Source organism: Aliiroseovarius halocynthiae, assembly GCF_007004645.1.
In the GTDB taxonomy this organism is placed as follows: Bacteria; Pseudomonadota; Alphaproteobacteria; order Rhodobacterales; family Rhodobacteraceae; genus Aliiroseovarius; species Aliiroseovarius halocynthiae.
Window position 1 is genome coordinate 136,668 of record NZ_ML660019.1, and the last position, 12,562, is coordinate 149,229.

The 12,562-nt window shown below is 58.8% G+C and carries 17 protein-coding genes; 11 read left to right on the plus strand and 6 right to left on the minus strand.

The features are described from left to right. Positions 1-6: 6 nt before the first annotated feature. Positions 7-822, minus strand: coding sequence for a uracil-DNA glycosylase (locus FIL88_RS00710; protein WP_142851906.1), 816 nt, complete (start codon positions 820-822; stop codon positions 7-9). Positions 823-1,051: 229 nt separating this feature from the next. Between FIL88_RS00710 and FIL88_RS00715 the strand changes: the two genes are divergently transcribed. Genes FIL88_RS00715 through FIL88_RS00740 form a run of 6 tightly spaced genes read left to right on the plus strand, consistent with a single transcriptional unit; the run spans position 1,052 to position 5,278 of the window. Then, entirely contained in the window at positions 1,052-2,014 is a 963-nt protein-coding gene (locus tag FIL88_RS00715; protein WP_142851907.1) for an aspartate carbamoyltransferase catalytic subunit, read from the plus strand. Continuing rightward, complete coding sequence (locus tag FIL88_RS00720) at positions 2,007-2,432, plus strand: hypothetical protein (protein ID WP_142851908.1); 426 nt, start codon at positions 2,007-2,009, stop codon at positions 2,430-2,432. Before FIL88_RS00715 ends, FIL88_RS00720 begins: the two co-directional genes overlap by 8 nt. After that, complete coding sequence (locus tag FIL88_RS00725; protein ID WP_142851909.1) at positions 2,429-2,956, plus strand: hypothetical protein; 528 nt, start codon at positions 2,429-2,431, stop codon at positions 2,954-2,956. The genes FIL88_RS00720 and FIL88_RS00725 overlap by 4 nt, the downstream gene beginning before the upstream one ends. Next, positions 2,953-4,224 carry a dihydroorotase gene (gene pyrC / locus FIL88_RS00730; protein ID WP_142851910.1) on the plus strand — a complete coding sequence of 424 codons (1,272 nt, stop codon included), beginning with the start codon at positions 2,953-2,955 and terminating at the stop codon, positions 4,222-4,224. Before FIL88_RS00725 ends, pyrC begins: the two co-directional genes overlap by 4 nt. Then, the gene (plsY, locus tag FIL88_RS00735) at positions 4,217-4,834 is read left to right on the plus strand and encodes a glycerol-3-phosphate 1-O-acyltransferase PlsY (RefSeq protein WP_142851911.1); all 618 of its coding nucleotides are present in this window, start codon (positions 4,217-4,219) and stop codon (positions 4,832-4,834) included. The genes pyrC and plsY overlap by 8 nt, the downstream gene beginning before the upstream one ends. A gap of 15 nt (positions 4,835-4,849) precedes the next feature. Further along, positions 4,850-5,278, plus strand: a complete 429-nt coding sequence (locus FIL88_RS00740; RefSeq protein ID WP_142851912.1) for a DUF805 domain-containing protein — start codon at positions 4,850-4,852, stop codon at positions 5,276-5,278. Here the strand turns inward: FIL88_RS00740 and FIL88_RS00745 are convergent, their stop codons facing one another. Continuing rightward, complete coding sequence (locus FIL88_RS00745; RefSeq protein ID WP_142851913.1) at positions 5,279-5,536, minus strand: DUF167 domain-containing protein; 258 nt, start codon at positions 5,534-5,536, stop codon at positions 5,279-5,281. A 74-nt stretch (positions 5,537-5,610) separates the two neighbouring features. Between FIL88_RS00745 and FIL88_RS00750 the strand changes: the two genes are divergently transcribed. The 3 genes from FIL88_RS00750 (at position 5,611) to FIL88_RS00760 (ending at position 8,087) form a co-directional block, all read left to right on the plus strand. Beyond that, the gene (locus tag FIL88_RS00750; protein WP_142851914.1) at positions 5,611-6,723 is read left to right on the plus strand and encodes a class II histone deacetylase; all 1,113 of its coding nucleotides are present in this window, start codon (positions 5,611-5,613) and stop codon (positions 6,721-6,723) included. Between the two features lie 99 nt (positions 6,724-6,822). Continuing rightward, positions 6,823-7,401: a nitroreductase family protein gene (locus FIL88_RS00755; RefSeq protein WP_142851915.1), complete on the plus strand. Its 579-nt coding sequence runs from the start codon at positions 6,823-6,825 to the stop codon at positions 7,399-7,401. Further along, positions 7,401-8,087, plus strand: coding sequence for an EI24 domain-containing protein (locus FIL88_RS00760; protein ID WP_142851916.1), 687 nt, complete (start codon positions 7,401-7,403; stop codon positions 8,085-8,087). Before FIL88_RS00755 ends, FIL88_RS00760 begins: the two co-directional genes overlap by 1 nt. Before the next feature lie 66 nt (positions 8,088-8,153). Here the strand turns inward: FIL88_RS00760 and FIL88_RS00765 are convergent, their stop codons facing one another. The 3 genes from FIL88_RS00765 to mce form a co-directional block, all read right to left on the minus strand. Continuing rightward, entirely contained in the window at positions 8,154-8,453 is a 300-nt protein-coding gene (locus tag FIL88_RS00765) for a hypothetical protein (protein WP_142851917.1), read from the minus strand. Between the two features lie 87 nt (positions 8,454-8,540). Further along, a complete protein-coding gene (locus FIL88_RS00770) occupies positions 8,541-8,819 on the minus strand; it encodes a DUF1467 family protein (RefSeq protein ID WP_142851918.1) in 279 nt (92 codons plus the stop codon). Next, a complete protein-coding gene (mce, locus tag FIL88_RS00775; protein ID WP_142851919.1) occupies positions 8,819-9,223 on the minus strand; it encodes a methylmalonyl-CoA epimerase in 405 nt (134 codons plus the stop codon). The genes FIL88_RS00770 and mce overlap by 1 nt, the downstream gene beginning before the upstream one ends. A 156-nt stretch (positions 9,224-9,379) precedes the next feature. Here mce and FIL88_RS00780 point away from each other — a divergent pair, with 156 nt between their 5' ends. Together FIL88_RS00780 and FIL88_RS00785 are read left to right on the plus strand one after the other, a co-directional pair. Beyond that, a complete protein-coding gene (locus FIL88_RS00780; RefSeq protein WP_142851920.1) occupies positions 9,380-10,099 on the plus strand; it encodes a response regulator in 720 nt (239 codons plus the stop codon). Positions 10,100-10,215: 116 nt separating this feature from the next. Next, positions 10,216-10,398 carry a hypothetical protein gene (locus FIL88_RS00785; RefSeq protein ID WP_142851921.1) on the plus strand — a complete coding sequence of 61 codons (183 nt, stop codon included), beginning with the start codon at positions 10,216-10,218 and terminating at the stop codon, positions 10,396-10,398. 202 nt (positions 10,399-10,600) lie between these two features. Here the strand turns inward: FIL88_RS00785 and aspS are convergent, their stop codons facing one another. After that, complete coding sequence (gene aspS / locus FIL88_RS00790) at positions 10,601-12,451, minus strand: aspartate--tRNA ligase (RefSeq protein ID WP_142851922.1); 1,851 nt, start codon at positions 12,449-12,451, stop codon at positions 10,601-10,603. Positions 12,452-12,562: the final 111 nt, after the last annotated feature.

A 12,562-nucleotide genomic window follows, 5' to 3' on the forward strand; every position in this document is an offset into this window, starting at 1 on the left:
TACGGGCTATGCGCCCTCGTTCAGTTTTGCTTGGATTTCCAGCAGATCCGCCCATGCCTCGCGTTTGGCGACGGGGTTGCGCAGCAGATAGGCCGGGTGGAACATCGGCATGATCGGCTTGCCCCATTGGCTGTCCCACTGGCCACGCAGGCGGGTGATGCCGCGCTTGCCTAAGACGGCCTGACAGGGGGTGTTGCCCATCAGGACAATCAGCTCGGGCGCGACCAGTTGCACGTGACGTTCAAGGAAGGGGACCATCATGGCCATTTCCTCGGGACTTGGGTCGCGGTTCTGCGGCGGACGCCACGGCATAACATTCGTGATATAGACCGCGTCCTTCGAGAGGGGCACATCGCGCCCCATGCCAATGGCGGCGAACATCTTGTCCAGCAATTGTCCGGCGCGGCCCACAAAGGGGCGGCCTTCGATATCCTCGTCCCGGCCCGGCGCTTCGCCGATGATCATCACGCGTGCGGCGGGGTTGCCGTCTGAGATCACCGTGTTGCGCGCGCCTTTCTTCAGCTCGCATCCGTCAAAGGCTTTCATTGCGGCCTTCAGCCCGTCCAGATCCGGCGCCCCGGCTGCGGCCTGTTTGGCCAGCGCGACATAGTCGATCTTGGGCTCAACAGGCGGCGGGGTCGGAGCGGTCCGTTTCGGCAGTTCGACCGGTGCGGATGTCTGGGCTTTGGGCGCGGGTTTCGGCTCAGATGGCGCCAACGCATAGCGATCTACCGGGGCGTCGGAAATTGCATCCACTGCGCCCAGCTCGATCTGCCATTCCAAAAGCGCCTTTGCGCTGTGCCAGTCTTGTGCCGATTCCATGGGGCGCAGCTTACGGGGACGACAACGGAAGGTAAACGTACTCAAGGCAATAGGAACTACCCACTCGACTGCCGGCGCCCGACCCTCTCCATGGGAGGGCGCTTCATGCCCACCCAGGCTCGTGCGCCGCCTGCGTCCATGACGCTACGATGCAGCCACTTGCACACAAGGGATAGACGAACCTGCGCCCCAACCCTATAAGCGCGTGGAACACAGGACGGAGGCCCGCATGACATTCCGCCAACGACATCTTCTGGGGATCGAACAGCTTCACCCCGAAGAGATCAAAACCGTTCTCGATCTTGCCGACAGCTATGCCGAGATGAACCGCTCATCCGTTAAGCATTCCGATGCGCTGTCCGGCCTGACGCAGATCAACATGTTCTTCGAAAACTCCACCCGCACGCAGGCGTCGTTCGAGATCGCCGGCAAGCGTCTGGGTGCGGATGTGATGAACATGGCGATGCAGGCGTCGTCCATTAAGAAGGGCGAGACGCTGATTGATACGGCGCTGACGCTGAACGCGATGCACCCCGATCTGCTGGTTGTGCGCCATCCGCATTCGGGTGCGGTAAACCTGCTGGCCGAGAAGGTGAATTGCGCCGTTCTGAACGCAGGCGATGGCAAGCACGAACATCCCACGCAGGCGCTTCTGGATGCGCTGACCATCCGGCGCGAAAAGGGGCGACTGCACCGACTGACCGTGGCGATCTGTGGCGACATTGCGCACTCGCGCGTGGCGCGTTCGAACCTGATCCTACTGGGCAAGATGGAGAACCGCGTGCGCCTTGTCGGCCCGCCGACCCTGATGCCCAGCCAGATTGACCAATTCGGGGTCGAGGTCTATGACGACATGGAGGAAGGTCTGAAAGACGCCGACGTCGTCATGATGCTGCGCCTTCAGCGCGAGCGTATGGATGGCGGCTTTATCCCTTCGGAACGCGAATATTATCACCGATATGGTCTGGACGCCGAGAAACTGGCCCATGCCAAGGATGACGCCATCGTCATGCACCCCGGCCCGATGAACCGCGGGGTCGAGATCGACGGCACCATCGCCGACGACATCAACCGGTCGGTCATTCAGGAGCAGGTCGAAATGGGCGTCGCCGTGCGCATGGCCGCGATGGACCTTCTGGCTCGCAACCTGAAAGCGGAACGTGAGAACCGGGCCGAGGGCGTCTATGTCTGAGCAAGCGCTTGATCTGGAACCGGGTGAGGCGCTGATCGAGAGCTTCTCGGGCAACTTGCCGACCTATGTGAAAGAGCACGTGATGCTGGCCGCATTGGGCGCGGTTGTGATCTCGGGCGGGTTGATGGCGATGGGTAATCCCTATCCATGGACCGGCGTGGTGGGATCAGTTGCTGCGATTGCTGTGCGTGGGCTGTATGTTGCTAAGGAACAGCTTGGCTTCACGTGGCACCTGACCAACCGCCGCTTGATCGGACCGGATGGACGCACCATCCTGCTGTCCTCGGTCGATAAGGTGAACGTGATTTTCACGGCCGCCCAAGTGGTGACCCATTCGGGTGATAAATACATGCTGAAATACCAGGCAGACGCCAAAGCCACGCAAACTTCAATTGATCGCGCAAGGGGTGCTGCATGATGGATCAGCTGCGCGCACTCGGTTGGGGTGACTATCTGGACGAAGGTGAAGGGATCATCTGGCAGGGACGGCCAGATCAAAGCGTCGCGCTCGGGCTTGATTTTCCGGTTGTCTGGTCGATCTCGGGCGCTTTGTTCGTTTGTTTCCTTGCAGTCTTTTTGACACAAGGCTTGATAAACGCGACAACGATTTCAACGCTCATATTTTTGGCATTGGTAGTTTCGGCCTGCTTGTTGACGGACACCTACCGCAGGCGCCGGACTTGGTACACGCTGACTGACCGTCGTGCTTTCATCGCAACCGACTATCCGGTTATCGGCAAGAGTATACGAAGCTATCGGATTACCCCGCAAGTTATTGTGGAGTTCCAGCCCCGTACGCCCGCATCGATTTTCTTCGCGGAAGAAGGGCGTGACTATGGAAGAGGGCGTGAACTTGTCAAAGTCGGCTTTCGACGTCTGTTCGATGGTCAGAAGGTCTATCGCCTCATTCAAGACATCCAAATGAAAGGGGGAGCGCAATGACCACCACCTTCACCAATGCCCGTCTGATCAACCCCGAGACCGGCACGGACACGCTGGGCAGTCTGACGATCGAGGGCAGTCTGATTACAGGCGTAAACGCAAGCGAGACTGGCGAGGTCATTGATTGCGGCGGAAAATGTCTGGCACCTGGTATCGTCGATATCGGTGTGAAGATTGGCGAGCCGGGCGAGCGGCACAAGGAAAGTTTCCGCACGGCTGGGATGGCCGCTGCGGCCGGTGGCGTGACCACAATGGTCATCCGACCGGATACCACGCCCGCCGTCGATACGCCCGAGACATTGGCCTTTGTCGCCCGCCGCGCGGGCCAGGTGGCCCCGGTAAACGTGCATTCCATGGGGGCTTTGACCAAGGGCCGCGATGGGCGCGAGATGGTCGAGATGGGTTTTATGCTGGACGCGGGCGCGGTGGCGTTCACCGATTGCGATCATGTGGTGACTGACAACAAGGTCTATTCCCGCGCAATGACCTATGCGCGTTCTTTGGGTGCGTTGATCATCGGTCACCCGCAGGACCCGCAGCTGTCGAAAGGGGCGGCTGTGACTTCGGGCAAGTTCGCATCCCTGCGCGGTCTGCCTGCGGTGAACCCGCTGGCGGAACGGATGGGGCTGGAGCGTGATCTGGCGCTGGTCGAGATGACGGGCGTCGCCTATCACGCGGACAGCTTGTCCTCGGCCAAAGCTCTGCCCGTGTTGGAACGCGCGAAAGCCGCCGGGCTGGACGTGTCGGCAGGTGTGAACATCCATCACCTGACCCTGAATGAATTCGACGTGGGCGATTACCGCACCTTCTTCAAGGTGAAACCGCCTCTGCGCAGCGAAGAGGATCGGCTGGCGATGGTCGATGCTGTGGCTCGTGGCGTGATCGACATCATTTCGTCGATGCACACGCCTCAGGATGAAGAAAGCAAGCGCCTGCCGTTCGAGGAAGCAGCCTCGGGCGCGGTGGCGCTGGAAACCTTGTTACCTGCCGCGATGCGTCTGGTCCATGCAGGGCTGGTGGACCTGCCGATGCTGTGGCGCGCCATGTCCCTGAACCCGGCCCGCCGCCTTGGCCTGCCGGGCGGAGAGCTGACCGAAGGCGCGCCCGCCGATCTGGTCCTGTTCGATCCAGATGCCCCCTTCGTGCTGGACCGTTTCAAGCTGAACTCGAAATCCAAAAACACGCCGTTTGACGGCACGCGGATGGAAGGTAAGGTGCTGGGCACATGGGTTGCGGGCGAGCGCGTGTTTGGAGGTGAGAATGCCTGAACTTGTCACATCATTCCCGCTGCTTCTGCTGGTCGCCGTCGCCGGCTATCTGCTGGGCTCGATCCCCTTTGGCATCGTCATGGCGCGTCTGTTTGGTCTGGGTGATTTGCGCCAGATTGGATCGGGGAACATCGGCGCGACCAACGTTCTGCGCACAGGCAATAAGCTGGCGGCCTTTCTGACAGTGATCGGGGATGCAGGCAAAGGCGGGGCCGCCGTTCTTCTGGCCCGCGCTCTGTTCGCCGAGGATGCCGCCCAACTGGCAGGTTTTGCCGCCTTCCTTGGGCACTGCTTCCCAATTTTCCTGGGCTTCAAGGGTGGCAAAGGTGTTGCCACATGGCTTGGTACGATGCTGGCGTTGGCATTCCCGTTGGGGCTGGTGGCATGCGCAACATGGCTTGTTACCGCGCTGATCTTTCGCATGTCGTCGCTTGCGGCTTTGGTTGCCGCGGCAGTGTCGCCCGTGATGGCCCTGATCATGGGGTGGAACAGCCTTATTCTTATCTCGATTGCATTGGCGGCCTTGATATTCCACCGCCACCGGGCAAATATCGCGCGCATCAAATCCGGCGAAGAGCCACGCATTGGGCGCAAGCAAAGCCAAGATTAATAGGGAATGATCCTGATGGATTTTCAAACATCTGTAAAAACCTGCTTTCAGAAATACGTAACCTTCTCAGGTCGTGCGATACGAAGTGAATACTGGTGGTTTACCTTGTTTCTCATTGTTGCATCGATCCTTCTTGGGATTGTCGACCGTACTGTTTTCGGGTGGAGTGCTACGTTCTCACCGCTGAGCGACCTGTTCTCGCTGGCGACAATTCTGCCAAGCCTCGCCGTCACGTCGCGCCGTTTGCACGATATCGATAAATCGGCGTGGTGGATGCTGCTGATCCTTGTTCCCATCGTTGGTTGGATTGTTTTGATCTATTGGATGTGCCAGCCCGGCACGCAGGGACCGAACCAGTTTGGCGGCGATCCATTCGGGAACGATCCAATTGACCGCGATGGAGGCGACTATGCTCCTTCGTCGATCCCGAGCGCTGGCAACTGATCACGCTTTGATCTGAAAAACCTTATCTTTCGATGTCGCGCCTTGGATAAGTTCAAGGCGCGATTTTGCTGTGCCAAGCGCTTCGGCCAGCAGCTTCGCGACCGCTTTGTTTGCTTTGCCGTTTTCCGGCGCGGTTGTGGTCTGAATTCGGATTTTCCCGTCGCGCAAAGTGACCTCGTTCCGCGACGCCTTGGGCGTCACCCGCACGGAAATCCGCGCGCCCTCTTTCGACAGATATGACAACTCGCCCTTCTTCATGCGCGCAGAGTGCCGCGCAGGGCTGGACGGCGCAAGGGCTGTGGGTCACTGTGCGGTCAATCATGGAGGGCAGCATGCGCAAGACTGGGTTTTTCTGGGACGAGAAGTGCTTTTGGCATTCGGGGGGCAATTATGCGGGTAATCTTCCCGTCGGCGGGTTGGTTCAGCCGATGGCGACTGGCGGGTTGCCTGAAAACCCGGAAACCAAGCGGCGATTGAAGAATTTGCTGGATGTAACAGGGCTGTCAGAAGCACTGGTTCAACGCCGTGTAAGCGGTGCCGATCTTGAGACATTGGCGCGTGTACATCCGGCCAGCTATCTGTCCGACTTCAAAGCGGCGTCAGATGCGGGCGGAGGCGAATTGGGCCTGCGTACTCCCTTCGGTCAGGGCGGGTACGAGATTGCCGCCCTGTCGGCGGGTTTGTCCGTAGCAGCGCTTGAAGCTGTGTTGCGGAGCGAGGTCGACAATGCTTATGCGCTATCGCGCCCGCCCGGCCATCACTGCCTGCCGGATTTTCCGAATGGGTTCTGTCTTCTGGCCAACCTTGCCATCGCCATTCGCAGCGCCAAAGCCAAGGGGTTGGCCAAGCGCTTTGTGGTGTTGGATTGGGACGTGCACCATGGCAACGGGACGGAGGCCGTGTTCATCGAGGATCCCGATGTGCTGACCATCTCGATCCATCAAGAGCATAATTACCCGCTGGATACTGGTGACGCCGATATACGCGGTGATGGCAAAGGGCAGGGGGCCAATATGAACATTCCGCTGCCGCCGGGTGCGGGGCATGCGACCTATTTGGAAGCGATGGAGCGGATCATCCTGCCCGCCATTCGTGCCCATGAACCCGAAGTGATTGTGGTGGCGAACGGCTATGACGCGGCGGTGATCGACCCGCTGTCTTGCATGCTGGCCACCGCCGATACCTTCCGGCAGATGACGCGTATGGTGATGGCGCTGGCTGACGATATTTGCGACGGTCGCGTGATGATGGCGCATGAAGGTGGCTATTCCGAGGTCTACGTTCCCTTCTGCGGTCATGCCGTTCTGGAAGAGATGTCCGGTGCAGATATTCACGCCCCAGACCCGCTGGCCGAGGCCTTCACCATCCGCCAGCCCAATGCCAAGGCGCAGGCATTCTTTTCCGGCCAGCTTGCAGACCTGTCTGATTTCTTCAATGTAAAGTGACTTAACATCTTGACGTCGGGCCGTGCAGCCCCGACATATCCCCAAAGCCAGCCGCCCCGCGCGGCCAAGCAAGACATTGCTCTGACCAAGGACAACAGCATGCCTGACCGCAACCAAGCCGCGCTGGATTTTCTTTTGACCCGCCGGTCCCGCCCGGCCAAAACCCTGACCGGGCCCGCCCCGGATCGCCAAACCGTCGAAACCATTCTGACCGCCGCCGCCCGCACCCCCGATCATGGCAAGCTAGAGCCGTGGCGCTTTGTGGTGCTGGAAAAACCCGCCCTGATGCGCGCCCATAGGTTGGTCGCTGAACGTGGTGTGGCGTTGGGGCTGGATCCGGCCCAGATCGAGAAAGAGCAGATCGCCTATGACCGCAGCCCGTTGGCTGTTGTCGTGGTGGAAAGCCCGGTCGAAAGCGCGAAAGTGCCAGCAATCGAACAGACCTATTCCGCCGGCGCGGTGTGCCTGGCGCTTCTGAATGCCGCTTTGGCGTCTGGTTGGGGGGCGAATTGGTTGTCCGGCTGGGCCAGTTTTGATGCGGAATTCACGCGTGCTGCCTTCGGCGTCGACAGTCACGAAAGTGTTGCCGGTATCATTCATATCGGCACCGAGACCATCGCCCCGCCCGAACGCCCACGCCCGGACCTGACCGCAAAAACCACTTGGATCGAGACATAATGCTGAACGACTTTTTTCGCGCTCTAGAGCAGCTGAGCGACCCGCGTTTTCGCAACGTGCTGTTGAAAGGGCTTGGCCTGACGATCGGCTTGCTGGTCGCGGTGACCATCGGGATGACATGGCTGGTCGGCTTTCTTGTCCCAGACACGCTGACCCTGCCCTTCGCGGGCGAGGTCGCGTGGCTGGATGGCTTGGCACTTTGGGCGTCCGCACTGCTGATGATCGTCCTGTCGGTCGTCCTGATGGTGCCCGTCGCGGGCGCCTTCACCGGCCTGTTCTTGGACGAGGTCGCCGATGCGGTCGAGGCCAAGCATTATCCCCACCTTGCCCCTAACCCGGAACAACCCCTTTTGGCTGCCATACGTGAAAGCCTTGGATTTTTCGGCGTGATTGTGGGGGTAAACCTGATCGCACTGATCTTGTTCTTCTTCGTCGGCCCGCTCGCCCCGATCCTGTTTTATGCGGTGAACGGCTATCTTCTGGGACGCGAGTATTTCACCATGGCCGCCATGCGCCGAATGCCCCGCGCGGATGCCCACGCGCTGCGCCGCCGCCACAACGCCCAGATCTGGTTCGCCGGATGCCTGATGGCGGTGCCGCTGTCTGTCCCGCTGGTGAACCTCCTGATCCCGATTTTGGGGGCGGCGAGCTTTACGCATATGTTCCACAGGCTGGCGGGGCGCTAGAAAGAAGTAGTCTGCTGAACGAGCGTGCTCTGACAGTTGATTGGGTTCAGCACTTAACCCAAAGTTTCACTCGTAAACCTTACCCAGCAAAATGATCTCGGCTGCTTGTCTCCAGGAGTTGTGATCCGAGTAAGTACCGCCGGGTTGCCCCAGCTTGTTGTCCCGTGCTCCCGCGATTGCGGCCTCAAGAAACGCTCCAATACTTGTATTCTCCCACCCATTCATAGAGCTGAAAGAACTTGAAGGAGAGACTTTTTCCGCCTTATTCGAATCTTCCCAGTCATCCATTAGGACTTCCAAAAAAACCAAGAAACTTTCCAAGTCGTGCACCTTCTCAGCAGCTGTATGTGATGCAAATTGATCCATCTTATTCTCAAGCTTCAGCTTCTCCTCCGTCGGTAAAATAGAGTTTGCGAAGTGTTCCCTTCATACCACTCACCCAGCGTCCCTACTTTACCCACGCACGTCTTCATACCTATCAAACCAGTCGATATCCTCGATCCCGATCCAACCCGAGACGATGATCCCCGCGATGATCGCCCAAACGATGGTTCCGACGACGGTCACGATGATCAGCGTACGGCCCAGTTTGAAATTGGCAGGCGCGCCGGCATGTGTGCCGGGCACGATCTCGCCCTCGTCGCCTTGGGTGCGCAAGCGAATTGGCAGGACCACGAACATGGTCAAGAACCAGATCACCACATAAAGGACGATGGCGGCGGTGATTGACATCAGACTTGTTCCAGTTCGACCAAAGTGCCGGTGAAGTCTTTTGGGTGCAGGAACAGAACTGGTTTGCCGTGAGCGCCGATTTTTGGCTCGCCCGTGCCCAGTACGCGCGCGCCCGAGGCTTGCAGCTTGTCGCGTGCGGCGATGATGTCGTCGACCTCGTAGCAGATATGGTGAATGCCGCCTGACGGGTTCTTTTCCAAGAAGCCCGCGATGGGGGAGTTCTCGCCCAGCGGATAAAGCAGCTCGATCTTTGTGTTTGGCAGTTCGATGAAGACGACGGTGACGCCGTGATCGGGTTCGTCCTGAGGGGCGTTTACCTTTGCGCCCAGCGTGTCGCGATATTGCGCGGCGGCGGCCTCTAGGTCAGGCACGGCGATGGCTACGTGGTTCAGGCGTCCGATCATCATCTCTCTCCCAATTCGATCACTGCGATGCTTATGCACAGGCCTTCGTACATGAGCAAGCGGCACGGTGACACAGTCAGAAGTGCCGCAGCGTTTCGCGACTTAACCAGTTGTTAGGCAGTTCTGCGGCAAGGTGAATGGGAAAGGAGCCTGAAGATGAGTGACGATCTGGAAACCTTCATCATGGCACAGCCACCGACACCTGATCGCCCCTTGAACGGGATAACCGTTCTGGTGGTAGAGGACAGCCGCTTTGCTTCCGAAGCCATTCGGCTTTTGTGCCTTCGATCGGGTGCACGGATCCGTCGGGCAGACAATCTGGCCGCTGCGCATCGTCATCTTCGGGTCTATCGCCCCTCGGTCGTTATCATAGACATGGGGCTGCCGGATGGATCCGGCGCGGATCTGATTGGCGAGCTGTCGGGTGATGCGATTCGTGTTCCCGTGATCCTCGGGATGAGCGGGGATGCCGGTACACGGAATGTGGCGATCTCAGCCGGCGCAGACGGGTTTCTTGAGAAACCCGTCGAAAGCCTGGCCACCTTCCAGCGCGCCATCCTGGATGTAATTCCGTCGCAAGATAGGCCAGTTGAAACGCGCGCGCTGACCAGTGGTGTTGTCTCTCCGGATGTGCTGGCCTTGCAGGATGATTTGTCTCACATGGCGCAGATCTTGCGCGACGGTGATGATGGCGCGACACAGGATTATGTGGCGCAGTTCCTTGGCGGGCTTGCTTTAGCTGCCCATGATCAGCCCCTTGCGGCAGCGGCAAAACGTCTTGCAGCTTCCCGCAGTGCAGGGCGCGCAACCAGCGCCGATATGGCTCATGTTTCGCATTTGCTGGAGGATCGATTAAGAGAGCGACCACAACTTTAGGTGCATCACGCAACGACTTGGCACGAAATCGGCAACTACCTTCCTCATTTCCGCCCTTTTTCTGGGGCAATTTAGGATTGAGGGCGGGTATAATAGTCAATTGCGAGGTTGGTATCGTGAAAGATCTGATCAAGAAATTCGCTGATGAAGAGCTTGGCAATGCTGTCATCGACTGGACCGTTTTGATTACCGGGTCGGTCATGATGATCGCTGCCGTCGTTCTTGCAGTTGTCGAACCTAATACCCCGGTGAGCGGGGCCGTGGGTGAGGTGGTCGAAACGCAACCCTTGGCAGGTTAACTCGCCTTTATCGTAATCGTTCTGTTGTGATGAGTTTTGGGTGCGCTTGAAAAAGCGTGCCCTATTTGGTGCGATGTCGCGATCCGTAGTTGCAGCGCCGGTTTCCATCTCTGATCACAGGGCCACGAAATCTAGCACCCCAAAGCAATACTGCCCGCAACAAGTGCGGGCAGCTCTGTCCAGTTTACAGCGATGAGTTTGATCATTCCTGCGGAATGACGCGCAGATGCAGTTCGCGCAGCTGTTCGTTCATCGGCTCAGAGGGCGCGTTCATCATCAGGTCTTCGGCGCGCTGGTTCATCGGGAACATTACCACTTCGCGGATGTTGTCCTGATCGGCCAGCAGCATCACGATGCGGTCGACACCTGCGGCACAGCCACCGTGCGGCGGAGCGCCGTACTGGAACGCGTTGACCAATGCACCAAAGCGCTTCTCGACTTCGTCCTTGCCATATCCGGCCAGTTCAAAGGCTTTGAACATGATTTCCGGCTTGTGGTTCCGGATGGCACCCGACACGAGTTCGTAACCGTTACAGGCCAGATCGTACTGATAGCCCAGAACCTCAAGCGGATCGCCATTCAGCGCGTCCATCCCACCTTGCGGCATTGAGAACGGGTTGTGTTCAAAGTCGATCTTGCCGGTTTCTTCGTCGGCTTCATAGATCGGGAAGTCCACGATCCATGCAAAGGCAAAGCGGTCGTTGTCGGTCAGGCCCAGCTCGTCGCCGATGACGGCACGGGCGCGGCCTGCGACGGCCTCGAACGCTTTCGGCTTGCCGCCCAAGAAGAAGGCCGCGTCGCCCACGTCCAGACCAAGCTGTTGGCGGATCGCTTCGGTGCGCTCGGGCCCGATGTTCTTGGCCAGCGGACCAGCGGCTTCCATGCCGCCTTCGACTTCGCCGGATTTCAGTTTGGCCTGAGCTTCCTTCACAGTGATGCCCAATTCCTGTGCCACCGCGTCGGCAGTTTTCTCGCGCCAGAAAATATAGCCCATACCGGGCAGACCTTCTTGTTGGGCGAATTTGTTCATCCGGTCGCAGAACTTGCGCGAGCCGCCTTTCGGGGCGGGGATGGCGCGCACTTCAGTGCCCTCGTTCTCCAGAAGCTTGGCGAAAATCGCAAAGCCCGAGCCCGCGAAATGCTCCGACACAACTTGCATCTTGATCGGGTTGCGCAGGTCTGGCTTGTCGGTGCCATACCACAGCGCCGCGTCCTTGTAAGAAATCTGCGGCCAGTCCTGATCAACCTTGCGGCCGCCGCCGAATTCTTCGAACACGCCCTTCAAAACGGGTTCAATCGTATCGAACACGTCCTGCTGTTCAACAAAGGACATTTCCATATCCAGCTGATAGAAGTCCGTTGGCGAACGGTCAGCGCGTGGATCTTCGTCGCGGAAGCACGGTGCGATCTGGAAATACTTGTCGAAGCCAGCAACCATCATCAGCTGTTTGAACTGCTGAGGGGCTTGCGGCAGGGCATAGAACTTGCCCGGGTGCAGACGCGACGGCACCAAGAAGTCACGTGCGCCTTCGGGCGACGAGGCCGTGATGATCGGCGTCTGGTACTCGCGGAAATCCGCATCCCACATGCGTTTACGCATCGACGCCACAACGTCCGAACGCAGCTTCATGTTTTCCTGCATCACCTCGCGGCGCAGGTCCAGGAAACGGTATTTCAGGCGGGTTTCTTCCGGGTATTCCTGATCGCCAAAGACGATCAGCGGCAGCTCGCCCGCGTCGCCCAGAACCTCAAGGTCACGTACGAAGACTTCGACTTCACCCGTCGGGATCTTGTCGTTCACCAGATCGGCGTCACGCGCTTTGACGTTGCCGTCGATGCGGATACACCATTCCGAGCGCACTTTCTCCATCTCGGCAAAGACAGGGCTGTCCGGGTCACACAGAACCTGCGTCACGCCATAATGGTCGCGCAGGTCGATGAATAGAATGCCGCCATGGTCGCGGACACGATGGACCCAGCCCGACAGGCGGACGGTGTCACCGACGTTGGATTTGTTCAGTTCAGCACAGGTGTGGCTGCGATAGGCGTGCATGTCAGGCTCCCACGAGCGGTTCTATAATCTCGGGCCGATACACCTGCGTTAGCGGGCAAAGTCAAGGCACAGCAGCACCAATGGCGCAAAAGAGCCCCAATAATGCGTAAT

Coding starts and splice junctions, on each gene's coding strand:
- FIL88_RS00740 (WP_142851912.1), top strand. CDS start 4,850: ATGGATTTTCAAACATCTGTAAAAACCTGCTTTCAGAAATACGTAACC.
- aspS (WP_142851922.1), bottom strand. CDS start 12,451: ATGCACGCCTATCGCAGCCACACCTGTGCTGAACTGAACAAATCCAAC.
- FIL88_RS00725 (WP_142851909.1), top strand. CDS start 2,429: ATGATGGATCAGCTGCGCGCACTCGGTTGGGGTGACTATCTGGACGAA.
- FIL88_RS00750 (WP_142851914.1), top strand. CDS start 5,611: ATGCGCAAGACTGGGTTTTTCTGGGACGAGAAGTGCTTTTGGCATTCG.
- plsY (WP_142851911.1), top strand. CDS start 4,217: ATGCCTGAACTTGTCACATCATTCCCGCTGCTTCTGCTGGTCGCCGTC.
- FIL88_RS00710 (WP_142851906.1), bottom strand. CDS start 822: ATGGAATCGGCACAAGACTGGCACAGCGCAAAGGCGCTTTTGGAATGG.
- FIL88_RS00770 (WP_142851918.1), bottom strand. CDS start 8,819: ATGTCAATCACCGCCGCCATCGTCCTTTATGTGGTGATCTGGTTCTTG.
- FIL88_RS00755 (WP_142851915.1), top strand. CDS start 6,823: ATGCCTGACCGCAACCAAGCCGCGCTGGATTTTCTTTTGACCCGCCGG.
- FIL88_RS00720 (WP_142851908.1), top strand. CDS start 2,007: ATGTCTGAGCAAGCGCTTGATCTGGAACCGGGTGAGGCGCTGATCGAG.
- FIL88_RS00745 (WP_142851913.1), bottom strand. CDS start 5,536: ATGAAGAAGGGCGAGTTGTCATATCTGTCGAAAGAGGGCGCGCGGATT.
- FIL88_RS00780 (WP_142851920.1), top strand. CDS start 9,380: ATGAGTGACGATCTGGAAACCTTCATCATGGCACAGCCACCGACACCT.
- mce (WP_142851919.1), bottom strand. CDS start 9,223: ATGATCGGACGCCTGAACCACGTAGCCATCGCCGTGCCTGACCTAGAG.
- FIL88_RS00765 (WP_142851917.1), bottom strand. CDS start 8,453: ATGGATCAATTTGCATCACATACAGCTGCTGAGAAGGTGCACGACTTG.
- pyrC (WP_142851910.1), top strand. CDS start 2,953: ATGACCACCACCTTCACCAATGCCCGTCTGATCAACCCCGAGACCGGC.
- FIL88_RS00760 (WP_142851916.1), top strand. CDS start 7,401: ATGCTGAACGACTTTTTTCGCGCTCTAGAGCAGCTGAGCGACCCGCGT.
- FIL88_RS00715 (WP_142851907.1), top strand. CDS start 1,052: ATGACATTCCGCCAACGACATCTTCTGGGGATCGAACAGCTTCACCCC.